Source organism: Roseateles sp. DAIF2 (genome assembly GCF_015624425.1).
GTDB lineage: Bacteria > Pseudomonadota > Gammaproteobacteria > Burkholderiales > Burkholderiaceae_C > Kinneretia.
Genome location: NZ_CP049919.1, coordinates 4,178,296 through 4,201,403 on the forward strand (window position 1 = coordinate 4,178,296; position 23,108 = coordinate 4,201,403).

13 protein-coding genes are annotated in these 23,108 nt (G+C 71.9%); 10 read left to right on the forward strand and 3 right to left on the reverse strand.

Annotated features, from left to right (window positions below; translation table 11 throughout):
- Positions 1-22: 22 nt before the first annotated feature.
- The 8 genes from G8A07_RS19280 to G8A07_RS19315 all read left to right on the forward strand — a co-directional run bounded on the left by G8A07_RS19280 (position 23) and on the right by G8A07_RS19315 (position 17,218).
- A complete protein-coding gene (locus tag G8A07_RS19280; RefSeq protein ID WP_195793607.1) occupies positions 23-1,891 on the forward strand; it encodes an HlyD family efflux transporter periplasmic adaptor subunit in 1,869 nt (622 codons plus the stop codon).
- A gap of 10 nt (positions 1,892-1,901) precedes the next feature.
- Positions 1,902-4,055: a PqqD family peptide modification chaperone gene (locus G8A07_RS19285; RefSeq protein ID WP_195793608.1), complete on the forward strand. Its 2,154-nt coding sequence runs from the start codon at positions 1,902-1,904 to the stop codon at positions 4,053-4,055.
- Position 4,056: 1 nt separating this feature from the next.
- On the forward strand, positions 4,057-6,051 hold the full coding sequence (locus G8A07_RS19290) for a preprotein translocase subunit SecA (RefSeq protein ID WP_195793609.1): 1,995 nt from the start codon (positions 4,057-4,059) through the stop codon (positions 6,049-6,051).
- 20 nt (positions 6,052-6,071) lie between these two features.
- The gene (locus tag G8A07_RS19295; RefSeq protein ID WP_195793610.1) at positions 6,072-6,833 is read left to right on the forward strand and encodes an efflux RND transporter periplasmic adaptor subunit; all 762 of its coding nucleotides are present in this window, start codon (positions 6,072-6,074) and stop codon (positions 6,831-6,833) included.
- A gap of 34 nt (positions 6,834-6,867) precedes the next feature.
- Positions 6,868-8,934 (forward strand): ShlB/FhaC/HecB family hemolysin secretion/activation protein, encoded by a 2,067-nt coding sequence (locus tag G8A07_RS19300; protein WP_195793611.1) that lies wholly within the window; start codon positions 6,868-6,870, stop codon positions 8,932-8,934.
- A gap of 59 nt (positions 8,935-8,993) precedes the next feature.
- On the forward strand, positions 8,994-16,037 hold the full coding sequence (locus G8A07_RS19305; RefSeq protein ID WP_195793612.1) for a filamentous hemagglutinin N-terminal domain-containing protein: 7,044 nt from the start codon (positions 8,994-8,996) through the stop codon (positions 16,035-16,037).
- 101 nt (positions 16,038-16,138) lie between these two features.
- The gene (locus G8A07_RS19310; RefSeq protein ID WP_195793613.1) at positions 16,139-16,528 is read left to right on the forward strand and encodes a VOC family protein; all 390 of its coding nucleotides are present in this window, start codon (positions 16,139-16,141) and stop codon (positions 16,526-16,528) included.
- A gap of 129 nt (positions 16,529-16,657) precedes the next feature.
- Positions 16,658-17,218 (forward strand): GNAT family N-acetyltransferase, encoded by a 561-nt coding sequence (locus G8A07_RS19315; RefSeq protein ID WP_195793614.1) that lies wholly within the window; start codon positions 16,658-16,660, stop codon positions 17,216-17,218.
- A gap of 554 nt (positions 17,219-17,772) precedes the next feature.
- Here G8A07_RS19315 and G8A07_RS19320 read toward each other — a convergent pair.
- The 3 genes from G8A07_RS19320 to G8A07_RS19330 form a co-directional block, all read right to left on the reverse strand.
- A complete protein-coding gene (locus G8A07_RS19320) occupies positions 17,773-19,257 on the reverse strand; it encodes a tripartite tricarboxylate transporter permease (protein ID WP_195793615.1) in 1,485 nt (494 codons plus the stop codon).
- Positions 19,258-19,277: 20 nt separating this feature from the next.
- Positions 19,278-19,808: a tripartite tricarboxylate transporter TctB family protein gene (locus G8A07_RS19325; RefSeq protein ID WP_195793616.1), complete on the reverse strand. Its 531-nt coding sequence runs from the start codon at positions 19,806-19,808 to the stop codon at positions 19,278-19,280.
- An 80-nt stretch (positions 19,809-19,888) separates the two neighbouring features.
- The gene (locus G8A07_RS19330) at positions 19,889-20,848 is read right to left on the reverse strand and encodes a tripartite tricarboxylate transporter substrate binding protein (RefSeq protein ID WP_195793617.1); all 960 of its coding nucleotides are present in this window, start codon (positions 20,846-20,848) and stop codon (positions 19,889-19,891) included.
- Between the two features lie 148 nt (positions 20,849-20,996).
- On the opposite strand from G8A07_RS19330, the gene G8A07_RS19335 reads away from it, so the two are divergent.
- Positions 20,997-21,695: a response regulator transcription factor gene (locus G8A07_RS19335; protein ID WP_195793618.1), complete on the forward strand. Its 699-nt coding sequence runs from the start codon at positions 20,997-20,999 to the stop codon at positions 21,693-21,695.
- A complete protein-coding gene (locus tag G8A07_RS19340) occupies positions 21,692-23,107 on the forward strand; it encodes a sensor histidine kinase (protein WP_195793619.1) in 1,416 nt (471 codons plus the stop codon). The genes G8A07_RS19335 and G8A07_RS19340 overlap by 4 nt, the downstream gene beginning before the upstream one ends.
- The last annotated feature ends 1 nt before the right edge of the window (position 23,108 follow it).

The window sequence follows — 23,108 nt, forward strand, 5'->3', positions numbered from 1 at the left end:
TTCCGACCCCGCCCCCGTTCCCATGCTGAGTGCCGCCACCCCGCTGCCCGCCACCCTGTGGCAGGCCCTGCTCGATGCCGATCCGCTGCGCGATGGCGCCGCCTTCCATGGCGCCTGGCTGCAGGCCATGGTGCAGGGCCTGGCCGCCGGCGGCGCCAGCGTGGCCGAGGCGGTGCTGGTGCTGGACGGCCGCCACCTCGGGCCGCAGGGTCAGCCCGGCGAACTGCGCCCGGCCGCGGCCTGGCCGCTGCAGCAGCCCTGCTCGCCGGCGCTGGCAACCCTGTGCGAGGAGGCGCTGGCGCAGCGCGGCCCGCTGCAGCGCGCGCTGGCCGGCGGCAGCGCGCTGCTGGCCCTGCCCCTGCTGCAGCACCAGCAGTTGCAGGGCGTGGTCGGCGTGCAGTTCCTCGGCGCCCAGGTGCCGCGCCAGGCGCTGGACTGGCTGCGCTGGGGCCTGGGCTGGCTGCTCGGCGGCAACGGCCGCGGCGAGGAGGATGCGCTGCGCGAGCGCATGCTGCTGGCACTGGAGCTGATGACCGCGGTGATCGCCGAGCCCGACTGGCGCGCCGCCTGCAATCTGGCGGTCACCGAAACCGCGCACCGACTCGGCTGCGACCGCGTCTCGCTGGGCCTGGCCAAGGGCGGCCGGCTGCGCCTGCAGGCCCTGTCCAACGCGGCCGATTTCTCGGCCCGGCTGGACCTGGCCCAGGCGCTGGAGGCGGCGATGGACGAGGCCAGCGACCAGGGGCTGGCGCTGGCGGTGCAGGACGGCGCGCCGGCGCCCGGGCAGGACGGCGGCGCGGTGCTGCGCGAGCAACTGGCACTGACGCGCGGCTTCGGCACCGGCAGCGCGCTCTCGGTGCCCTTCATGCTGGATGAGCGGCGCCACGGCGTGATGCTGTTCGAATGGCCGGCCGGTGCCGCGATGCCGGCGCTGGCGCAGCAGATGGCGCTGGGCCTGCCACCCCTGCTGGGCCGGCTGCTGCTGGACAAGCGCCATGCGCAGCGCGCCTGGCCGCTGCGTCTGCGCGACGCGCTGGCCGAGCAGGCCGCCAAGCTGTTCGGCCCGCGCCATGCGCTGCGCAAGCTGCTGCTGCTCGGGCTCGCCGGCCTGGCCGCCTGCCTCGCGACCGCCACCGGCCCCTACCGCATCGCCGCCAACGCGGCGCTGGAGGGCGGGGTGCGGCGCGTCGTCGCCGCGCCCTTCGACGGCTTCGTCGCCAGCTCGCTGGTGCGCGCCGGCCAGGTGGTCCGGCAGGGCGAGCTGCTCGCGACCCTGGACGACCGCGACCTGCGCCTGGAGAGCGAGAAATGGGCCAGCCAGCAGACCCAGTACGCCAAGCAGGCGCAGGAGGCGCAGGCCCAGCACAGCCTGGCGCAGATCCAGATCTCGCTGGCGCAGATCCGCCAGGCCGCCTCGCAGCGCCGCCTCTCGGAGGCGATGCTGGCGCGCAGCGCGATCCGCGCGCCGCTGGATGGGCTGGTCGTCAGCGGCGACCTGTCGCAGAGCCTGGGCGCGGCGCTGAAGAAGGGCCAGACCCTGTTCGAGATCTCGCCGCTGGATTCCTACCGCCTGATCCTGCAGGTCGACGAGACCGACATCGATGCGATCGCGATCGGGCAGCGCGGCCAGCTGATGCTGACCGCCCTGCCCGGCGAGAGCTTCGCCTTCACCGTCCGGCTGCTGACGCCGGTGGCGCAGGCGCGCGACGGCCGCAACCAGTTCCGCGTCGAGGCCCAGCTGGAGCCCTCGGCCGCGCGCCAGGCGCTGTTGCGCCCGGGCATGGAGGGCATCGCCAAGGTCGAGATGGGCGAGCGCCGCCTGGTCTGGATCTGGACCCACCGCATGGGCGACTGGCTGCGTCTGCAGGCCTGGCAATGGCTGGGGCTGTGAGGACCGACCGATGAGCTCCGCCCTGTTCTCCTCCTCCTGGTACCGCGTCGAGCAGATGCGCCCGGCGCTGCGCGGCCAGGCGCGCCTGGTGCGCCACACCTACCGCGGCCAGCGCTGGCATGTGCTGCAGGACCTGGCCAGCGGCCGCTTCCTGCGCCTGAACGAGCAGGCCTGGCGCATCGTCGCGCTGCTGGATGGCCGGCGCACGCTGGCCGAGGTCTGGGAACAGGCCTGCCTGCACCTGGGCGATGCGGCGCCGACCCAGGACGAGATCCTGCAGTTGCTGACCCAGCTGCACCAGGCCAATGTGCTGCTGAGCGACCGCCGCCCCGACCTGGACGACCTGGAGCAGCGCCGTCGCAAGCTCGGCTGGGCGCGCCTCAAGCAGTACCTGGGCAACCCGCTCTCGCTCAAGCTGCCGCTGCTGGACCCGGACCGGCTGCTCGGCGTACTGGCGCGCCTGATGCCGCGCGCCCTGCTGCCCTGGCTGGGCCTGGCCTGGCTGGCCCTGGTCGGCTCCGGCCTGGTCGGCGCGGCGATGCATTGGCAGGAGCTCAGCGCCGACATCACCTCGCGCGTCTTCACCGCGCAGAACATGCTGCTGCTGGCGCTGGCCTTCCCGGTGCTGAAGGCGATCCACGAGCTGGGCCATGGTCTGGCGCTGAAACTGCTGGGCCTGAGCTGCCACGAGATGGGGCTGATGTTCCTGGTCGCGGTGCCGGTGCCCTATGTGGACGCCAGCCAGGCCAGCGCGCTGAAGAGCAAGTACCAGCGCATGCTGGTGGGCCTGGCCGGCATGATGGCCGAGCTGGCGGTGGCCTCGCTGGCGCTGTGGCTGTGGGTGCTGGTCGCGCCGGGCGTCGGCAAGGCCTTCCTGCATCAGGTGCTGATCGCCGCCGGCGTCAGCACCGTGATCTTCAATGCCAACCCCTTGCTGCGCTTCGACGGCTACTACGTGCTGGCCGACTGGCTGGAGATCCCGAATCTGGCGCAGAAGTCCAACCAGTACCTGGGCCACCTGATCAACCGCCATCTGTTCCGCGTGCGCGAGGGCCTGCAGGCGCCGCCGCTGACGCCGCGCGAGGCGCCCTGGCTGCTGGTCTACTGCATCGCCTCCTTCGGCTATCGCATGCTGGTCGCGGTGGGCATCGTGCTGCTGGTGGCGCCGCGCTTCTTCTTCGTCGGCGTGCTGCTGGCCCTGTGGTCGGCCTGGGGCACGCTGGGCAGCCCGCTGCTCAAGCAGCTGAAGTACCTGGCCCTCAGCCCGGTGCTGCAGGGCCGGCGCGCGCTGGCCTGGAGCCTGAGTATGGCTTTCGCCGGCGCGGCCGCGGCTTTCATCGCGCTGGTGCCGCTGCCCTCCTGGACCAATGCCGAGGGCGTGATCTGGATGCCCGAGGCCTCGCGGGTGCGTGCCGCCCATGCCTGCTTCGGCACCCGGGTGCTGGTCACGCCGGGCCTGCCGGTGCGCGCCGGCACGCCGCTGCTGGGCTGCAGCGATCCCGAGCTGGACGCGCAGCAGGCCCAGGCCGAGGCCAAGAGCGCCGAGCTGGCCTCGCGCCTGCAGCATGCGCAATCGGTCGACCGCGTCCAGGCGCAGGTGGTCGAGGCCGAGCTGCGCCATGCGCGCCAGCGCCTGGCCGACCTGGAGCAGCGCCGCGCCCAGCTCAGCATCGCGAGCCCGGTCGACGGCATCTTCGTGATGCCCTCGCCGCAGGACTTCCCGGGCCGCTTCGCCGAGCGCGGCGACCACCTGGCCTATGTGCTGGAGCCGCGCCACTACAGCCTGCTGACCGTGGTCGGACAGGGCGAGGTGGACCGGGTGCGCAGCCACACCGAGCGGGTCGAGCTGCGCAGCGTCGACAACATCGACCAGCTGCTCGCCGCGCGGCTGGAGCGCGAGGTGCCGGCCGCCACCACCCAGCTGCCCAGCCTGGCGCTGGCGCTGCAGGGCGGCGGCAAGATCGGCCTGGACCCGAGCGCCGCGCGCCAGGAGCCGCAGGCGCTGGACAGCCTGTTCCATTTCGAGCTGCGCCTGCTCGGCGAGGTCCTGCCCAAGGCGGTCGGTCAGCGCGTCTATGTGCGCTTCGTGCATGAACCCGAGCCGCTGGCCCGGCAGTGGTACCGCCCGCTGCGCCAGCTGTTCCTGAAGACCTTCGCGAGCTGAGATGGGCCACTCCTCCTCTTCCTCCTCCTTTGCGCTGCGCTTCCGGGCCGACCCCTATGCCCAGCGGCGCGACTGGACCGAGCTGCCCTGGCTGGACCAGGCGCTGGACTGGTGCGCGCGCCGTCTGCTGCGCCGCGACACCTTGAGCCAGGCCGCGTTGAACCGCTTCGTGCGCCAGGTGCGGCATGCCGAGGCCGCGCTGCAGGGCCGCGACGCGGCCGCGCTGCGCGACGAGGCACAGGCGCTGCGCCGCGCGCTCGGCCGCCAGGGCTTCGAGCCTGCGCTGTGCGCGCGCGCCTTCGCGCTGATCCGGCGGCACTCGCACGAGCGGCTCGGGCTGGCGCATTTCGACACCCAGCTCAAGGGCGCCTATGTGATGCTGAGCGCGCGCGTGCTGGAGATGGACACCGGCGAGGGCAAGACCCTGACCGCCAGCCTGGCCGCCGCGGCCGCGGCGCTAGCCGGCCTGGCCGTGCATGTGGTCACCGTCAACGACTACCTGGCCGCGCGCGACGCCGACAAGCTGCGCCCGCTCTACGAGGCGCTGGGCCTGACGGTCGCGGTGGTGCTGGAGGGCGACGACGAGGCGACGCGGCGCCAGCGCTACCGCGCCGACATCGTCTACTGCAGCAACAAGACCGTGGTGTTCGACTACCTGCGCGACCGCCAGCGCCTGGCCGAGCGCATGCAGCCGCTGCCGATGGCGTTGGACCTGCTGCTGCAGCAGGGCCCGGTATCCGGCACCACCCTGCGCGGCCTGCATTTCGCGATCGTCGACGAGGCCGACAGCGTCTTCATCGACGAGGCGCGCACGCCGCTGATCCTGTCGGCCCAGCGCGGCGACGAGGCCGCCGAGGACTACTACCGCCAGGCGATCGCGCTGGCGCGCCGCATGGACCTGGACCAGGACGCGACCCTGGGCCGCCAGGACGCCGCCATCACGCTGACCGCCGCCGGCCGCGCCAAGCTGCAGCGCTGGACGCAAGACCTGCCCCCGGTCTGGCATGCGCGGCTGCGCAGCGAGGAGACCCTGGTGCAGGCGCTGGGTGCGCTGCACCGCTACCGGCGCGACGAGCATTACATCGTCGCCGACGGCAAGGTGCAGATCGTCGACGAGAACACCGGCCGCGTGATGGCCGACCGCAGTTGGGAGCGCGGCCTGCACCAGATGATCGAGGCCAAGGAGGGCGTGGCCCTGTCGGCCGGCCGCGAGACCCTGGCGCGCATCAGCTACCAGCTGTTCTTCCGCCGCTACCTGCGCCTGGCCGGCATGAGCGGCACGGTGCGCGAGGTGGCGCCCGAGGTGGCGCGGGTGTTCGGCCCCGGCATCACGCGGGTGGCGCCGCGCCGGCCGACGCGTCGGCGCGCGCTGGGCGAGCGCCTGCTGCCGGACCAGGCGGCCAAGTGGCAGGCCGTCGCAGCCGCGGTGCGCTCGCGGCGCGACGCCGGCCAGCCGGTGCTGGTCGGCACGCGCTCGATCGCGGCCTCCGAGGCCTTGAGCGCGGTGCTGACGACCGCCGGCATCGAGCATGTGGTGCTGAACGCCAAGCAGGATGCCGACGAGGCCGCGATCGTCGAGGCCGCCGGCGCGCCGGGCCGGGTCACGATTGCGACCAATATGGCCGGCCGCGGCACCGACATCCCGCTCGACGAGATCGCGCGCAACGCCGGCGGCCTGCATGTGCTGCTGACCGAGCGACACGACAACGCCCGCGTCGACCGCCAGCTGATCGGCCGCTGCGCCCGCCAGGGCGACCCCGGCAGCTGGGAGGCCCTGCTGAGCCTGGACGACGAACTGCTGCGCGATACCCGCCCGGCCCTCTTGCGCCTGCTGAAGGCGCGCCTGTCCGGCCCGACCGGCCAGCGCCTGGGCCTGTGGCTGTACCGGCGCGCCCAGCGCCGCACCGAGGCCGCCCATGCGCGCACCCGACAAGGCCTGCTGAAAAGCGACTTCCAGACCCGGCAGTCGCTGTCCTTCAGCGGGCAGATGGAATGAACCCACGCCAGAACCGAACGATGCAAGCCGAACGTCCGCTCCCTTCCCCGACCCTGCCGCGCCGTGCCGCCGGGCTCTGCCTCGGCCTGCTGCTGGCCGGCAGCGCCGCCGCCCAGGCCGGCTTCGACACCATCTGCCTGGTCGAACCCTCGCTGGAGGTCAATGTCGGCACGCCGGTCGACGGCGTGCTGGAGGCGGTGCATGCCGACCGTGGCGATACGGTGCAGGCCGGCCAGGTGCTGGCGCGGCTGTTCTCCGGCGTCGAGCAGGCGGCGGTCGAGCTGCAGGGCGCCAAGGCCGAGTTCGGCGCGCGCAAGCGCGACCGCAACGAGGAGCTGCATCGCAAGCAGCTGATCTCCCAGCATGAGCTCGACGAGCTCAGCACCGAGCAGCGCATGGCCGAGCTGGAGCTCAAGGAGCGCCAGGAGCAGCTGAAGCTGCGCGCGGTCAGCAGCCCGATCAACGGCGTCGTGGTGGACCGCTTCCGCCATCGCGGCGACCTGGTCAAGCAGGAGCGCATCTTCCGCATCGCGCAGCTCGACCCGCTGCATGTCGAGACCGTGGTGCCGGCCGCGCGTTTCGGCCGCATCGCGGTGGGCCAGGTCTACGAGGTCCAGCTGCAGCTGGCGGGCGGCCGCCAGCGCGCGCGGGTCAGCCAGGTGGACCGCGTGATCGACGCGGCCAGCGGCACCTTCCGCGTGCGCCTGCAGCTGGCCAATCCGCAGCAGAGCATCCCGCCCGGGCAGCGCTGCCAGGTGAATTTCGGCGCGGCGCGCGGCTGAGGCGCGCCCTTCTCCAGACATCACGACAAGCACCATGACATACAAGAACCGACAAGAGGGATGGCGGCGCACGCCGATCGCCTGCGCGCTGCTGGCGCTGGCACCGCTGGCCGCCCAGGCCGACCAGGCGCAGCAGGACCCGCGCCGCGACGCCGGCGCGATCGCCGAGAGCCTGCGCCGCGCCGACGCGCAGCCGGCCCTGCCGCGCCCGGCCGCCAAGACCGTGATCCGCGCCAGCCAGCCGCGCGCCCAGACCGCGCCGCAGGGGCTGCGCCTGTCGCTGGGCGGGCTGCGCCTGGAGGGCGATGTCGACATCAAGCCGGAGGCGCTGGACAAGGTGCTGGCGCCCTGGGCCGGCCGCGAGCTGAGCTTCAGCGAATACGAGGAGGCGGTGCATGCGCTGGCGGCCTTCCTGCGCGACAACGGCCACCCGCAGGCCGAGGTGCGGATCTCGCGCGCCCAGGTGCGCGACCAGCAGATCGCGATCGCGATCCAGGGTCTGAACCAGCCCGCGCCGACCCAGCTGGCCCAGGCCGAGCCGCCGGCACCGCCGCCGCAGCTGGAGCCGCGCGTGTTCATCAAGCGCTTCAAGGTCGAGGGCGCGACCCTGGCCAGCGCGGCCGAGCTGGAGTCGAGCCTGGCGCCCTTCTCCGAGCGCTCGCTGAGCCTGAAGGAGCTGGACCTGGCGGCCAATGCCGTGGCCACCCTGCTTCAGGACAAGGGCTACGGCCTGGCCCAGGCCTATCTGCCGCCGCAGCGCATCGATGGCGGCGAGGTCACGATCGCGGTCCAGCAGGGCCAGGTCGATGCCGAGCAGGGCCTGCGCGTGACCGGAGCCGGCGAACGCATCAAGCCCGAGCTGGTCGAGCGCCTGCTGGCCGGCGCGGTGCCGGCCGGCCAGCCGCTGCACACCGGCGATCTGGACGCCGCGCTGCGCGTGGTCGGCGAAACCCCGGGCGTGAAGAACGTACGCGCGACCCTGGCCGCCGGCGCACAGCCCGGCAGCACGCGGGTGACGGCCGAGGTCGAGGAGACCCGCCTGCTCAGCGGCGCATTCTGGGTCGACAACCATGGCAGCCGCTACATCGGCGAGCAGCGCCAGAGCGCGCTGCTGCAGCTCAACAGCCCCAGCGGCCATGGCGAACAGTACAGCCTGAACCTGAGCCGCTCGCGCGACATGGACAGCTTCAAGCTGGCCGGCCAGGCCCAGCTGGGCGAGCGCGGCCTCAAGCTCGGCGCCGCCTGGTCCGAGATGCGCATGGACCTGGGCGCCGAGGTCGCGGCGCTGGACCTGAACAGCCGCAGCAGCGTGTTCTCGCTCTACGGCAGCCTGCCGCTGCAGCGCGGCGCGCGGCGCAACAGCACCCTGTCGGCAAACCTCGACGTCAAGGCCCTGGCCAACAGCTTCTTCGGCTCGGCCGAGCAGAAGCGCCGCGTCACGGTGGCCAGCGTGACCGGCCAGGGCGACTGGCTGGACCGCTTCGGTGGCCAGATCGCCTGGGCCCTGACCGGCAGCGCCGGCCATGTCGACCTCGGTGCCAGCCCCGAGCTGGAGGCGATGGACCGGCTGACCGCGAAGACCGCCGGCGGCTTCGGCAAGCTGAATGCCTCGATCAGCCGGCTTGCGCCGGTGCCGGGCCTGCCGGGCCTGGCCTTCTACGGGAGTTTCAGCACCCAGCTGGCCGGCCAGAACCTGGACGGCGGCGAGAAGTTCCAGCTCGGCGGCCCCACCGGCGTGCGCGCCTACCCGGTCGGCGAGGGCCTCGGCGACGAGGGCTGGATCGCTACCGGCGAGCTGCGCTGGACCCAGGCGCTGGCGCCGCTGGAAAGCCAGCTGCAGCTGTTCGCCTTCTATGACGTCGGTGCGCTGCGTCAGTACAAGAGTCCGTGGAACCAGGCCCTGCCGCCGGGCAGCCCGAACCGCTACCACCTGCAGGGCATGGGCATCGGCGCCCAGCTGGCGCATCAGCGCCTGGGCAGCGTGAAGCTGGTGATGGCCACCAAGGCCGGCGTCAACCCCAACCCGGTGGCCGGCAGCGGCGACAGCGATGGCCAGGCCCGCGGCGGCCGCATCTGGGTGATCGGGAACATCGCGTTCTGAACGGGCGCCTCGTGGAGCAAGCAACAATGAATCAGAACCTCTCCAAGCAAGATCGTGCCATGCCCTGCGCCGCGCGCGCGCTGTCGCTCGCGGTGGCCCTGGCCTTCCAGCCGGCCCTGGCGGCCCCGCCGGCCGTGGCCCCCCACACCCTGCCCGGCGGCGCCCAGGTGGCGGCCGGCCAGGCCAGCATCAGCCAGCAGGGCGCCCACCTGCTGGTGCAGCAGCAAAGCCAGAAGCTGATCACCAACTGGCAGAGCTTCAACATCGGCAGCGGCGCCAGCGTGCAGTTCCTGCAGCCCAATGCGCAGGCGGTAGCGCTGAACCGCGTCGTCGCCGGCGACGCCTCGCAGATCCTCGGCCAGCTGCGCGGCAACGGCCAGGTCTTCCTGGTTAACCCGCAGGGCGTGGTGTTCGGCCAGGGCGCGCGCGTCGATGTCGGCGGCCTGGTAGTGTCCTCGCTGGGCATCAAGGACCAGGATTTCCTGAACGGCCAGTACCGCTTCGGCGCTGAGGGCGCGGCCGGCGGCATCGCCAATGCCGGCCAGTTGAACGGCCGCTTCGTCGTGCTGGTGGCACCGACCCTGGACAACAGCGGCCGGATCCAGGCCGCGGACGGCGGCCAGGCGGCCCTGCTGGCCGGCGGCGGCGCGCGCCTGCAGCTGGATGCCGGCGGCCTGGTTTCGGTGCAGCTGGATGCGGCGGCCACCGAGGCCACGATCCGCAACAGCGGCGCGCTGATCGCCGACGGCGGCCGCGTGCTGCTGAGCGCGCAGTCGGCGGCGCCGGGCCTGGCCGCGGCGATCAACCAGAGCGGCACGGTGCGCGCCAGCAGCCTGGCCGAACGCCAGGGCGAGATCTGGCTGGACGGCGGCCGCGGCAGCGTCGAGCTCGCGGGCCAGACCCTGGCCCAGGGCCAGGCCGGCGGCCTGGCCGGCGGCAAGATCGTCGCCACCGCCGACACCTTGAAGGTCAGCGGCAGGGTCGATGCCTCGGGCGCGGCCGGCGGCGGCACGCTGCTGCTGGGCGGCGGCGTGCAGGGCAAGGACGCCTCGGTGCGCGAGGCGCGCAGCGTGGCACTGGAGGCCGGCAGCCGGGTCGCGGCCGACGGCGGCAGCGGCCGCGGCGGCACGGTCGTGGCCTGGTCGGGCGAACACACCCGCACCCGCGGCGAGCTCAGCGCCCAAGGCGGCGCCGGCGGCGGCTTCATCGAGACCTCCAGCCGCGGCCGCATGGACGTGGGCGGCCGGGTCGTCACCGGCGCCGGCGGCACCTGGCTGACCGACCCGACCGACTTCGTGCTGGACAGCAGCAACAAGGCCACCTACGAGGGCTATCTGAACACCGGCGGCACGGTCAACATCGACGCCGACAACAGCATCACGATCAACGACGACCTGGCCAAGACCTCGGGCCCGGACGCCACGCTGAACTTCCGCAGCAACGGCAACATCACGCAGGCGGCCGGCAAGTCGATCTCCTCGCAGTCCGGCCTGCTGAACATCAGCTTCTGGGGCAGTCTGGCGAGCGAAACCAACTATGTGGGCGGCAACGTGCTGCTGGGCGGCTCGCTCTCCAGCAATGGCGGCAGCGTCAACTTCTACAAGCCCACCACCCTGGCCAGCGCGGCCCCGGTCTCGACCAAGCTGCTGGGCATCAGCGCCGGCACGGCCGGCGCCATCGTGTTCCACCGCGACGTCAAGCTGGCCTCGCCGACCCTGGCGGTCAGCCTGAGCAGCCAGGGTGCGCAGAGCGGCTCCACCTATGTGGGCGCCGGTGGCGCGATCGAGTTCAAGGGCAAGATCGAATCCGGCGTGGTCGGCGCGATCGGCACGATGGTGCCGCAAGGCCTGACCCTGGACAGCACCGGCACCGTGCCCGGCGCCATCACCCTGCGCGACAGCGTCGGCAGCGTGGCCAACCCGCTGGCCCGCCTGACCCTGACCGGCCCGATGCAGATCGCGCTGGAGGCCGCCGAGATCAATCTGCGCGCCACCTCGGGCGATGTGCTGACCGCCTCCTCCACCCTGGGCACGCCGACCCTGGTGCTGGGCGCCGCCCACACCGACATCCGCGTCACCGGCGGCACGGTCAACGGCGTCACCGGCTATGCCGACTACAAGCAGGAGACCTTCAATATCGGCGTCAAGGATGCGACGGCACGCAGCCTCACCATCACCGCCGATCGCTCGATCAAGCTGAAGAACAGCCGGATCGACGGCGTGACGAATGCCGGCGGCAACAAGCTGGATGTGCGCCTGAACGCCTACAACGCTGACGCGGCCGGCGGCGGCGCGATCCACCTGAACAATGCGCAGATCCGCTCCAACGGCGGCCTGGTCGCGCTGGGCGGCAGCGGCACGGCCGCGGCCGGCGCGGCGGTGGGCACGGCGGCCGATCCGGACGGCAACACCGACGGCATCCAGATCTTCAACAGCCAGATCGCCACGACCGGCGGCGCGCTGAGCCTCGCCGCACGCGCGCCGGACTCGCTGGCCGCGGGCGCCGGCATCCATGTGTTCGGCCTCTCCACCCTGGACAGCGGCAGCGGCGACCTGAGCCTGAGCGCCGCGGTCAAGAACGCCTCCAGCGCCGGCAACAAGGACGCGGTGGTGATCGGCGAGGGCAGCTCCTCCCAGGTCTCGCTGCTGGCCTCGGGCGCCGGCCGCATCAGCATCCAGGGCGATGCCAGCTTCGTCGGCAACGTCACCTCGGGCTCGCGCTACAACGGCGTGATCGTCTCGCAGGGCGCGCTGGTGCAGACCGATGCCGGCAAGATCACGGTGCAGGGCAAGGGCGGCGGCGGCAACGACTTCGTGTCCGACCAGAATCATGGCGTGCGCCTGGACACGGCCAAGACCCGCCTGCTGTCGAACAGCGGCGACATCACGATCGGCGGCGTCAGCGGCGGCAAGGTCGGCTCGGTCGGCATCTTCAGCGCCGGCAACGAGATCTACCTGGGCCGCATGGGCGCCGGCAGCAACACCGGCCACATCGAGCTGGTCGCGGACAGCATGTTCCTGACCAACAGCTCGGCCACCCGACTGCAGGCCGCCAGCGGCGGCGAGCTGCGCCTGCGCAGCTGGAGCGACAACCGCAACATCAGCCTCGGCGCCACCGACCTCAATGACGTGAACGGCGCGCTGGCGCTGGGCAGCACCTGGTTCAGCGGCGCCAATGCGGTGTTCCAGCCGGGCTTCGCCAACCTCACGATCGGCGAGGCCGGCATGACGCCGGTGGCGAGCCGCGGCCAGCTCAGCGTGGACGGCGCCACCACGGTGCGCGACCACCTGAACCTGGCGATGCAGGGCGCCGGCGGCAAGGTGCAGCTGAATGCCGCGCTGACCGTGCAGGGCACGGGCGCCTCGGGCACCGAGCGCACGCTGTCGCTGCGCGTGGCCGACGGCGCGCGCAGCGGCGAGACCGGCCTGCTGACCGTGGACAAGCTGCACCTGATCGGCGCCGGCGAGTTCAAGCTGATCGCGCCCAACCTGATCAACACCGTGGCCGGCACCGGCCTGAACGGCGCCGTGACCCTGAAGAACGCCCAGGCCCTGCTGGTCGGCGCCGTCGGCTCCACCAGCCGCGGCGTGGCCAGCGGCCCGGCCCAGGGCCTGTCCACCACGGCCGGTCAGGACATCACCCTGTCCACCAGCGCCGGCAACCTGCGCCTGGAACGCAATATCGAGGCCGGCAGCGGCGCGGTGAGCCTCACCGCCCAGGCCGGTTCGGTGCTGGAGAGTGGCAGCGCCATCGTCCGGGCGGACCGCCTGGCCGTGGCCTCGCAGACCAGCTCTTCCCTGCTGAATGCCAACGAGGTGCGCGGCCTGGCCGCCCAGCTCAGCGGCACCGAGGCGAACTTGAGCCTGCGCAGCACCGGCGCGCTCAACATCGAGAGCGTGGCCGGCCTGAATGGCGTGATCGTGCCGGGCACCCTGTGGCTGCAGGCCGAGGGCGGCGCGCTGACCCAGAGCCAGGCGGTGGCCGCGCGCAGCGCGGCGCTGCAGGCGGCCGGCGACATCGTGCTGACCCAGCGCAACGCCGCCGGCGCGGCCAACCGCATCGGCACCCTGGCCGCGCGCACCGGCAACGGCGAGCTCAAGTTGCTCAATGCCATCGGCATGACCGTGGGCGCGGCCGGCACGGCCGACGCCGGCGCCACCCTGGCCGGCATCGACGTGGGCCAGCGCGGCGTGCGCGTCGAGGCCGGCAGCGGCAACCTGGTGCTGGCCAACAGCATCAAGGCCGGCGCCAACGCCACGGTCAGCCTGCAGGCCAGCCAGGGCGCGATCAACCAGCTCGGCAGCGCCGGCGCCACCGAGGGCCGTGCGCCCATCATCACGGCCGGCGCGCTGCTGCTCTCGGCCGCCGACAGCTCCGCGCTGATGAACGAGAACGAGGTCGGCCGCCTGGCCGCCGAGGTCGGCGGCAGCGCCAAGGACCTGAGTTTCGTCGGCCGCCACGGCGTGGTGTTCGACGCGGTCAGCGACATCGAGGGCCGCACCCTGCGCGGCCTGGCCATCAGCGGCAAGGCCTGGGTCGAGGCCCGCGAAGGCGACATCCGCCAGACCGAGGCGGTCAAGGTCGATGCGCTGGGCCTGAAGGCCAGCGGCGAGATCGCACTGGCGCTGAACCAGGGCGGCAGCGCCGCCAACCAGATCGCCAATCTGGCGGCGCGCGCCGGCACCGGCAACATCCACGTGGTGTCGCGCGGCGGGATGCAGGTCAGCGCGGTCGGCACCGCGGCCAGCCAGGCCGTCCACGGCCAGGCCCTGGTCGGCGTGGCCAGCAATGACCGCGACATCACCCTGCGCAGCACGCAGGGCGAGCTGGCGCTGGGCCAGTCGGTCAGCGCCGGCAAGGCGGTGCTGAGCCTGGAGGCGGCGCAGGGCGTGCGCCAGCTGGGCGGCGCGATCCAGGCCGATGGCCTGCGCGTGCTGGCCGGCGGCGCGATCGATCTGCAGCAGGACCAGAACCGGGTGCGCGTGCTGGCCGCCAGCGGCCAGGGCCCGCTGGCCTACCGCGATGCCGACGGCCTGGAGATCGGCACCGTGACGGTGAGCCTGGGTCAGCAGGCCGGCCGCAGCGCCGGCCTGAACTCGGGCCAGGGTGAGCAACTGGTGCAGAGCGGCGGCGCCCTGCTGCTGAGCCAGGATGTGCAGGCCGGCGCGGGCCTGGTCAGCCTGGAAGCGGCCGATGGCGGCATCCGCCAGAGCGGCGGCAACCTGGCGGCCGACAAGCTGCGCCTGCTGGCCGGCGGCAAGGGCGATGTGGCGCTGCAGCAGGCGGGCAACCGCTTCGGCCAGGTCGCGGCCCGTGTGGCCGGCGGCAACCTGGCGCTGCAGACCCAGGGCCCGCTGAACGTCACCAGCCTGGCGCGTGGCCTGGGCGGCAACAGCGCCGAGCGCGGCCTCGACGGTCTGGATACCGCGGCCGGCAACGGCGCGCAGAGCCTGAAGAGCGGTGGCGCGCTGCAGCTGGCGCAGCAGCTGAAGGCCGGCCAGGGCAGCATCGCGCTGGACGTGGCCGACGGCGGCGTGCGCCAGAGCGTTGGCGCGGTCACGGCCGCGGCGCTGCGCATCAAGGCCGGCGGCGTGGGTGCGGTCGAACTGCAGCAGGCCGGCAACCAGGTCCAGCGCCTCGGCGCCGAGGTGGCCCAGGGCACGCTGGCCTACAACAATGCCGGCGCCCTGACCCTGGAAGCCCTCGGCACCCGCGACCGCGAGCAGCTGATCCGCGCCGGCGGCGCCATCACTCTGAGCGACAGCCTGCGAGCCGGTGCCGCCACCGTCAGCCTGGAGGCCAAGGGCGGCATCCAGCAGAGCGGCGGCATCCTGGACGCCGACGCGCTGCGCCTGCTGGCCGGCGGCGATGTGAGCCTGCAGCGCCAGGGCAACCGCATCGGCCAGGTGGCCGCACAGCTGAGCGAGGGCGGCCTGGCCCTGCACAGCGAAGCCGCGCTGACACTCGGCAGTGTGCGGCGCGAGCGGGGCGGTGAGGACAAGCACCGCACGCTGGCCGGCATCGACACCGGCACGCGTCAGCAGACTCTGTCCAGCGCCGGTGCGATCACCCTGGCGGCCGACGTCAAGGGCGGCCAGATCGGCATGGTCTCGGCGCAGGGCGGTATCCGTCAGACCGCCGGCAGCCTGCAAGCCGCGGCGCTGGAGGCGCGTAGCGCCGGCAGCGTGGCCGAGGTGACGCTGCGCCAGGCGGGCAACCGCATCGAGCGCTTCGCCGCGCAGAGCGCGGGCGGCGTCGCGCTGGAGAACCAGGGCAGCCTGGTGATCGGCCAGGTCGGCGCCAGCCGCGGCATCACGGCTGGCGGCGCGGTCTTCGTGCGCGCCAGCGCCGACCTGAGCCTGCAGGAGGGCGGCAAGGTCAGCAGCGCCTCGAGCTCGCGTCAGGCCGTGGTGCTGGCGGCCGGCCAGGCCTTCCGCAACCAGGCCGGCGCGGACGCGGTCGCGGCCCCGTCCGGCCGCTGGCTGATCTACGACGACAACCCCTTCCTGGACCTGTCGCGCCTGGGAGGCCTGAAGCTGGGCTTCCTGCAGACCGGCACCGTCTACGCGGCCCTGCCGCCGGATCGGGTGCAGCAGCAAGGGTCCGGCTACATCACGACCGGCGTGCCGCCGGTGCCCGAGCAGTTCGCCCGCCTGGTCGGCGGCGCGGCCGCGGCCGAGAACTCCGGCAACCTGGCCACCCATGCCCAGGGTTCGCGCGTGGCCCGCGCCGGCCTCAAGCCGGCCCTGTGGCAGCGCGATGCCGATGCCGGGCAACGCCAGCAACAGGGTGCCGCCGGGCTGAGCCTGGAGGGCGCGGACTGGGCCGTGGACCTGCGCCCCGGCGAGCGTTTCGTCAGCCCCTTGCAGGAGCTGCTGGGTGCGCCGGCCGAGGAGCAAGCCACGGTCGAGACCGAAGCCGCGCGCCTGGCCGATGGCGGCGCCCTGCCCGCCTGGCTGAGCTATGACGCCGGCAGCCGCCAGTTCGCCGGCTTGGTGCCGCCCGACCTGGCCAAACCGATCCGCGTGCGCGTGCTACTGCGCAGCGCGCCGGGCGCGGCGCCCAAAGCCTTCGAGCTGGACTTCGTGCCGAAGCAACAGTAACGGCTGCCTCGATCGACCGTTTGCGGAAAGGGCCTTCGGGCCCTTTCTTCATTCCTGCATCCTTGATTTATTCTCCGGGTCCGACAGGAAAGACCCACACGATGCTGCACCACATCGAGATCTACGTCAGCGACCTCGAACGCTCGATCGCCTTCTGGTCGCCGCTGATGGAACGCCTGCAGTACGAGTCCGAGCGCTGGTCGGGCGGGATCAACTGCGGACAGGGCCACACCTATCTGTGCTTTCTGCAGGCGCCGGCCGAGCATCTGGCGGCCGGCTATCACCGCAAGCGGGTGGGACTGAACCATCTCGCGTTCCACGCCGGCTCGCGCCAGCAGGTCGACGAGCTGGCCGCCTGGCTCAGGGCGGCCGGGCACCGGCTGCTGTACGAGGACCGCTATCCCCATGCCGGCGGCTCCGGGCATTACGCGCTGTTCTGCGAGGACCCGGATCGCATCAAGGTGGAAGTGGTGGCGCCGCACGAGGCCTGATCGGCGCCCCTCTCAGGCCGCGGCCAGCGGCGCTTGATTTCCCGCATCCCAGCACCATCTTCGGAGCGGCCGCACCGCGGACCGCCGGGCGGCTCGAACGCCGGCCCGGCTAGCCCCTCTCCACCATCGATGCCCTCTTTCTCCGACCTCACCCTCACCACCCCTCGCCTGCTGCTGCGCCCGCTGCGCGACACCGATGCGCGCGCGTTGTTCGCGATCTTCTCGGACCCAGCGGTGATGCGCTACTGGAGCACACCGCCCTGGAGCGCGCTGGAGCAGGCGCAGGCCTCGATCGAACAGGATCGTCAGGCGATAGCCGCCGGCGAGGCGCTGCGGCTCGGCCTGGAGCGCCGCGAGGATCGCGCGCTGATCGGGACCTGCAGCCTGTTCTCGATCTCGATGCAATGCCGTCGCGCGGAGCTGGGCTACGGCATGGCGCGGCGCGCCTGGGGCCAGGCCTATATGCAGGAAGCGCTGCAGGCGCTGCTGGACTTCGGCTTTTCGGAAGCCCTGGGCCTCAAGCGCATCGAGGCCGACATCGACCCGCGCAACCAGGGTTCGGCGCGCACGCTGGAGCGGCTGGGCTTCGTGCAGGAGGGCCTGCTGCGCGAGCGCTGGATCGTCGGCGACGAGGTCTCGGACTCGGCCCTGTACGGGCTGCTGCGCCGCGACTGGCGGCCGCAGACCTGAGGTCAAGAAAAAGAAGACTCTTTGTTCATTGACTTGTGATACTCCTGGTGTGGTTTGGATGGCCCCTGCAAAGAGCCGGGTGGCGCCGGGACACGGGCATGCGCAATTGCTCCGTGCTCGGGCCTGAGGCTCGATCCTTCGCCAGGCACAAGCAGTCCTCAGGACTACTTGTGTCTGGGCTCAGTCCCCCGGGCCGCCTTGCGGTCCTCCTCCTTGACCTGCGCAATTGCGCATACCCGCATCCCGGCTTCTCCACCGCCAAGTGTTCGCGGAGAAAGCCCAACGCAGCGCCAAGCGGGAGGGTGGGCAGGCTTGATGCGGAGGTCAAGGAGGAGGCCGCGAAGCGGCCGGGGGATTGAGCCCGGGCACCAGAAGTCCGATGGACTTCTGGTGCCTGGCGAAAGCCAGGGCCGCAAGGCCCTGGCAGGTAGCAGCAGGCCTGCCCGCCCTCCTGCGCCCAGACCTTCACCATCACAGCGTCATCAATCAACGCGCAAAGAGTCAAAAAGAAAAGGGCCGTGAGGCCCTTTTCTGTTCGTGCTGCTTCCTGTCGGCTAGCCGCGACGCATCTTCAGGATACGCGGCAGCACCAGCACCAGGGCCACGATGATCAGGAGGCCCAGCGACATCGGGCGCTCCCAGAACACGCTCCATTGGCCGCCGCCGATCGACACCGCATTGCGCATCTGCGCCTCGGCCAGCGGGCCCAGGATCATGCCCACCACGACCGGCGCGGTCGGGAAGTCGAAGCGCCGCATCACCACGCCCAAGAGGCCGATCGCCAGCATCAGGTACAGGTCGAAGGCGCTCTGGCGCATGCCGTAGACGCCCACCGTCGCGAAGATCAGGATGCCCGCGTAGAGCTGCGCCTTCGGGATCTTCAGGAGCTTCACCCACAGGCCCACCAGCGGCAGGTTCAGCACCAAGAGCATCACATTGCCGATGTAGAGCGAGGCGATCAGCGCCCAGACCAGGGTCGACGAGGTCTGGAACAGCTGCGGACCGGCCTGGATGCCGTAGTTCTGCAGCGCGCTCAAGAGGATGGCCGCGGTCACCGAGGTCGGGATGCCCAGGGTCAGCAGCGGCACCAGGGTCGCGGTCACCGCCGAGTTGTTGGCCGCCTCGGGGCCGGCCACGCCTTCGATCGCGCCGGTGGTGCCGAACTCTTCCTTGTGCTTGGAGAGCTTGCGCTCGGTGGCATAGCTCAGGAAGGTCGGGATCTCGGAGCCGCCGGCCGGGATGGTGCCGAAGGGGAAGCCGATGAAGGTGCCGCGCAGCCAGGCCGGGATCGAGCGCTTCCACTCGCTCTTGCTCATGTGCACGCGGCTCATCTTGTTCAGGCTCTGCGCGCTGCGGCCCTCGTAGAGCGCCATGTAGAGCGTCTCGCCGACCGCGAACAGGCCCACCGCGACCAGCACGGTCTCGATGCCGTCCATGAACTCGGGGATGCCGGCGGTGTAGCGCACCTGGGCCGTGATCTGGTCCAGGCCGATCAGGCCCATCGCCAGGCCGATGAAGAGCGAGGTCAGGCCGCGCAGGGTGCTCTGCCCCAGCACCGCGCTGACGGTCGTGAAGGCCAGCAGCATCAGGCAGAAGTACTCCGGCGGGCCTAGGGTCACCGCGAAGTCGGCCAGCACCGGCGCGAACAGGGTCACGAGCACCGTCGCGATGGTGCCGGCCACGAAGGAGCCGATCGCCGCGGTGGCCAGCGCCGCACCGGCGCGGCCGCTCTTGGCCATCTTGAAGCCCTCCAGCGCCGTCACCATGGTGCCCGTCTCACCGGGGGTGTTCAGCAGGATGGAGGTGGTCGAGCCGCCGTACATCGCGCCGTAGTAGATGCCGGCGAAGAAGATCATCGACGCGGTCGGGTCGACCTGCGCGGTGATCGGCAGCAGCATCGCCACCGTCACCGCCGGGCCCAGGCCCGGCAGCACGCCGATGGCGGTGCCCAGGGCGCAGCCGACGAAGGCCCACAGCAGGTTGATCGGGGTGCCGGCGGTCGCGAAGCCACCCAGCAGTTGGGTCCAGAGATCGGTCATGGTCCTCTACCTCCCCTTGCTCAGATCCAGCCGCCGGCGCTGATCGCCGGCAGGTTCAGGCTCAGGAGCTTGTTGAACAGCCAGAACACCGGCGCGGCGATCATGATGCCGGTCGCCAGGTCCAGCAGCAGGGTCCTGGCCCCGCCACCCGGCTTGCCCTCGGCCATGCGCATGCCGCGCACGGCCAGCGCGAAGCACAGGGTGCAGGCCAGCACGAAGCCGATCACCGTGATCAGCGTGGCATTGACCAGCACCGCGGCCACCACCCAGGCGGCCGAACGCCAGTCGGCCCTGGCGGCGCCGGACGGCGCCTCCATCTGGCGGTAACCGCCGGTCCGGGCCTCCCAGATCAGCCAGGCGCCGCACAGCAGCAGCGCGACCGAGACCAGCCAGGGCAAGGCGTTCGGGCCGACGCCGGCGTAGCCCGCATCGGAGGGGATCGCCGTCGCGCCATAGGCCATCACCAGGCCGATGACCAGGGTGCCGGCACCGACCAGGGTCTGGTGCAGCACGGAGGGAATCGAGGAGGCAGGAGTGCTGGGCTCGGACATCGGCCGCTCCATTAGGTATGTGAGGCTCAAAAAAAGCCGGCTGTGGACGGCAGCCGGCTCGTGGACGCTGGGCGCCGGGGTCAGATCATGCCGGACTTGACCATGATCGCACGCAGGCCGGCGAATTCGCGGTCGACGAACTCGTCGAAGTCCTTGCCGGTCATCACGGCCGGGGTCCAGCCGTTCTTCTCCAGGGCCTCGGCCCAGGCCTTGCTCTTGGTGGCCTTGACGACCATCTCGGTCAGGGCCTTGCGCTGGTCGGCGCTGATGCCCGGGGGCGCGTAGACGCCGCGCCAGTTGCCGATCTCGACGTTGTAGCCCAGCTCCTTCATCGTCGGGATGTCCAGGCCCTTCAGGCGCTGCGACGAGGTGACGGCGATTGCGCGCATCTTGCCGCTTTCGATGTACTGCTGGAACTCGCTGTAGCCGCTGCCGCCGATCGTGACGTTGCCGCCCAGGATGGCCGCGGTGGCCTCGCCGCCGCCACGGAAGGGCACGTAGTTGATCTTGGCCGCGTCGACGCCGACCTCGCGCGCCAGCATCGCGGCGGCGATGTGCTCGGTGGCGCCGCGCGAACCGCCGCCCCACTTCACCGAGGCCGGGTCCTTCTTCATCATGTCGACCACGTCCTTCATGCTCTTCAGCGGCGAGTTGGCCGGCAGCACGAAGACGTTGTATTCGCTGGTCAGGCGCGCGATCGGCGTGGCCTGGGTCAGGCTCACCGGCGGCTTGCCGGTGATGATGCCGCCCAGCATCACCGCGCCCATCACCATCAGCGCATTCGGGTCGCCCTTGCTGGCATTGACGAACTGGGCCAGGCCGATCGCGCCGGCCGCGCCGCCCTTGTTCTCGAAGGTCACCGAACCGGCCACACCGGCGTCCTGCAGGGCCTTGCCCAGCGCGCGGCCGGTCGTGTCCCAGCCACCGCCCGGATTGGCGGGCACCATGATCTTCAGGTTGGCAGCGGCCTGCGCCGACAGGGGCAGCGCACCGACGGCGGCCAGCGCGGCCAGCGACTTCAGGAACTCGTCACGACGCATGATGCTTGTCTCCTAGGCTTATTGATTGATTAATGATCGGAACAACGGCGCCTATCGTCGTCGTTCTGGCTGTCAGTCGGCTGTCCGTGAACCTAGGGTAAACACGGCCCTCGTGCCCCGCCTATTTCAGGCCCTAGACTGCCGCCCCATGAACCTGCTCCTGGTGGAAGACGACCCCGCGATGCGGCTGAGCCTGACGCGCAGCTTCGAGCGCCGCGGCCTGAATGTACAGGCCGTCGGTGACGGCCCCGCGGCGCTGGAGCGCTGGCCGCAGGCGCGGCCCGATGTGGTGGTGCTGGACCTGTCGCTGCCCGGCCTGGACGGGCTGGAGGTGCTGGCGCGCGCGCGCGCCGCCGGGCTCAAGACCCCGGTGCTGATCCTGACCGCGCGCGGCACCGTCGGCGATCGCATCCTCGGCCTGAACGTCGGCGCCGACGACTATCTGCCCAAGCCCTTCGACCTGGACGAGCTGATGGCCCGCATCCAGGCCCTGGGCCGGCGCGCCGGCGTGGCGGCGCAAGGCCTGGATGCGCGCCTGGCCGCGCCACCGGCCGTCGACTTCTGCGGCATGCGGGTCGACGAGGACAGCGGCGCGATCTACTTCGAGGCCCAGGTGCTGGAGCTGGCGCCGCGCGAGGCCGCGCTGCTGCGCGCGCTGCTGGCGCGGCCCGGCCATGCGATCGCCAAGGAGCGCCTGTTCGAGCTGGTCTTCCCCGGCGAGCTGGAGGTGCAGCTGGAGGCGATCGAGGTGGTGGCCTACCGGCTGCGCAAGCGCATCGCCCACACCGGCGCGCAGCTGGTCACCCTGCGCGGCCTGGGCTATCTGCTGAAGAAGGCCGCCGCTTGAGCCGCCGGCCCAGCTCGTTGCGCCGGCGCCTGGCGCTGGGCATCCTGCTGCCGGTGGTGGCGGTGATTGCGTTCAACACCTGGAGCCTGTACCACCAGGCGCTGCGCGCGGCCGACACCGCCTACGACCGCACCCTGCTGGCCTCGGCCAAGTCGATCGGCGAGCTGCTGGAGGTGCGCCGCGACGGCGAGCGCGTCTACCTGCGCTCAACCGTGCTGTATTCGGCGCTGGAGCCCTTCGAGGCCGACAACCGCAGCCGCATCTTCTACAAGGTCAGCGGCTTCGACGGCGAGATGGTCTCGGGCTTCCCCGACCTGCCCGGCTGGCAGGGCAAGCTGCCCGACAAGAGCCCCTATGCGGCCCTGGTGGCCTTCTACGACGACCATTACCGCGACGAGCCGGTGCGCGTCGCGGTGCTGCTGCAGCCGGTCTCCAGCCAGGCCGGCCAGGGCATGGCGACGATCCAGGTGGCCGAGACCCTGGAGCTGCGCCACACGCTGGCGCGCCAGATCCTGATCGAGACCCTGTGGCGCCAGGCCCTGCTGATCCTGGTGATCGTGATCGTGGTGATGGTGGTGGTGCAGCGCGCCACCGGCCCGGTGCGGCGGCTCTCGGCCCAGTTGCGCGAGCGCCCCGAGGGCGACCTCTCGCCGGTCGACGCGCCGGACGCGCCGCGCGAATGGCGGCCGCTGGTCGAGGCCACCAACCAGGTGGTCGAGCGCCTGTCGCAGTTGCTGGAGCACCAGAAGCGCTTCGTGCGCGATGCCTCGCACCAGCTGAAGACGCCGCTGGCGGTGCTGAAGACCCAGGTGCAGAGCGCGCGCCAGGGCGATGTCGAGCCGATGCAGGCGCTGGCCGAGATCGACGTCACCGTCGCGCGCGCCACCCAGGTCGCGAACCAGATGCTGGCGCTGGCCAAGGTGGAGCAGCTGCGCCAGCAGGCCGATGTCAGCGAGGACGCCGCCGCGCTGCCGGTGCTGGACTGGGCCGAGGTGACGCGCGCGGTGGCACTGGACCTGGCGCCGCTGATCGCCGAGGCGCAGCTGGACTTCGACATCGAGACCGCGCCGGCGCCGATCCGCAGCCATGAATGGGCGCTGCGCGAGCTGACCCGCAACCTGATGCACAACGCGATCCAGCACACCGACCGGCGCCTGCAGATCCGGCTGCAGGTGGACGAACGGGTCGCGGTGCTGACCATCTCCGATTCCGGCCCGGGCCTGAGCGCGGCGCAGCGCGCGCGCCTGTTCCTGCCCTTCGCGGCCGGCCATCCGGGCGGCGGCTCGGGCCTGGGGCTGGCGATCTGCCACGGCATCGTGCAGTCGCTGTCCGGCAGCATCGAGCTGAACAACCGCAGCGACGACGGCCCCGGCCTGGACGCGCGCGTCGTGCTGCCGCTGGCCCGCCCGTAAA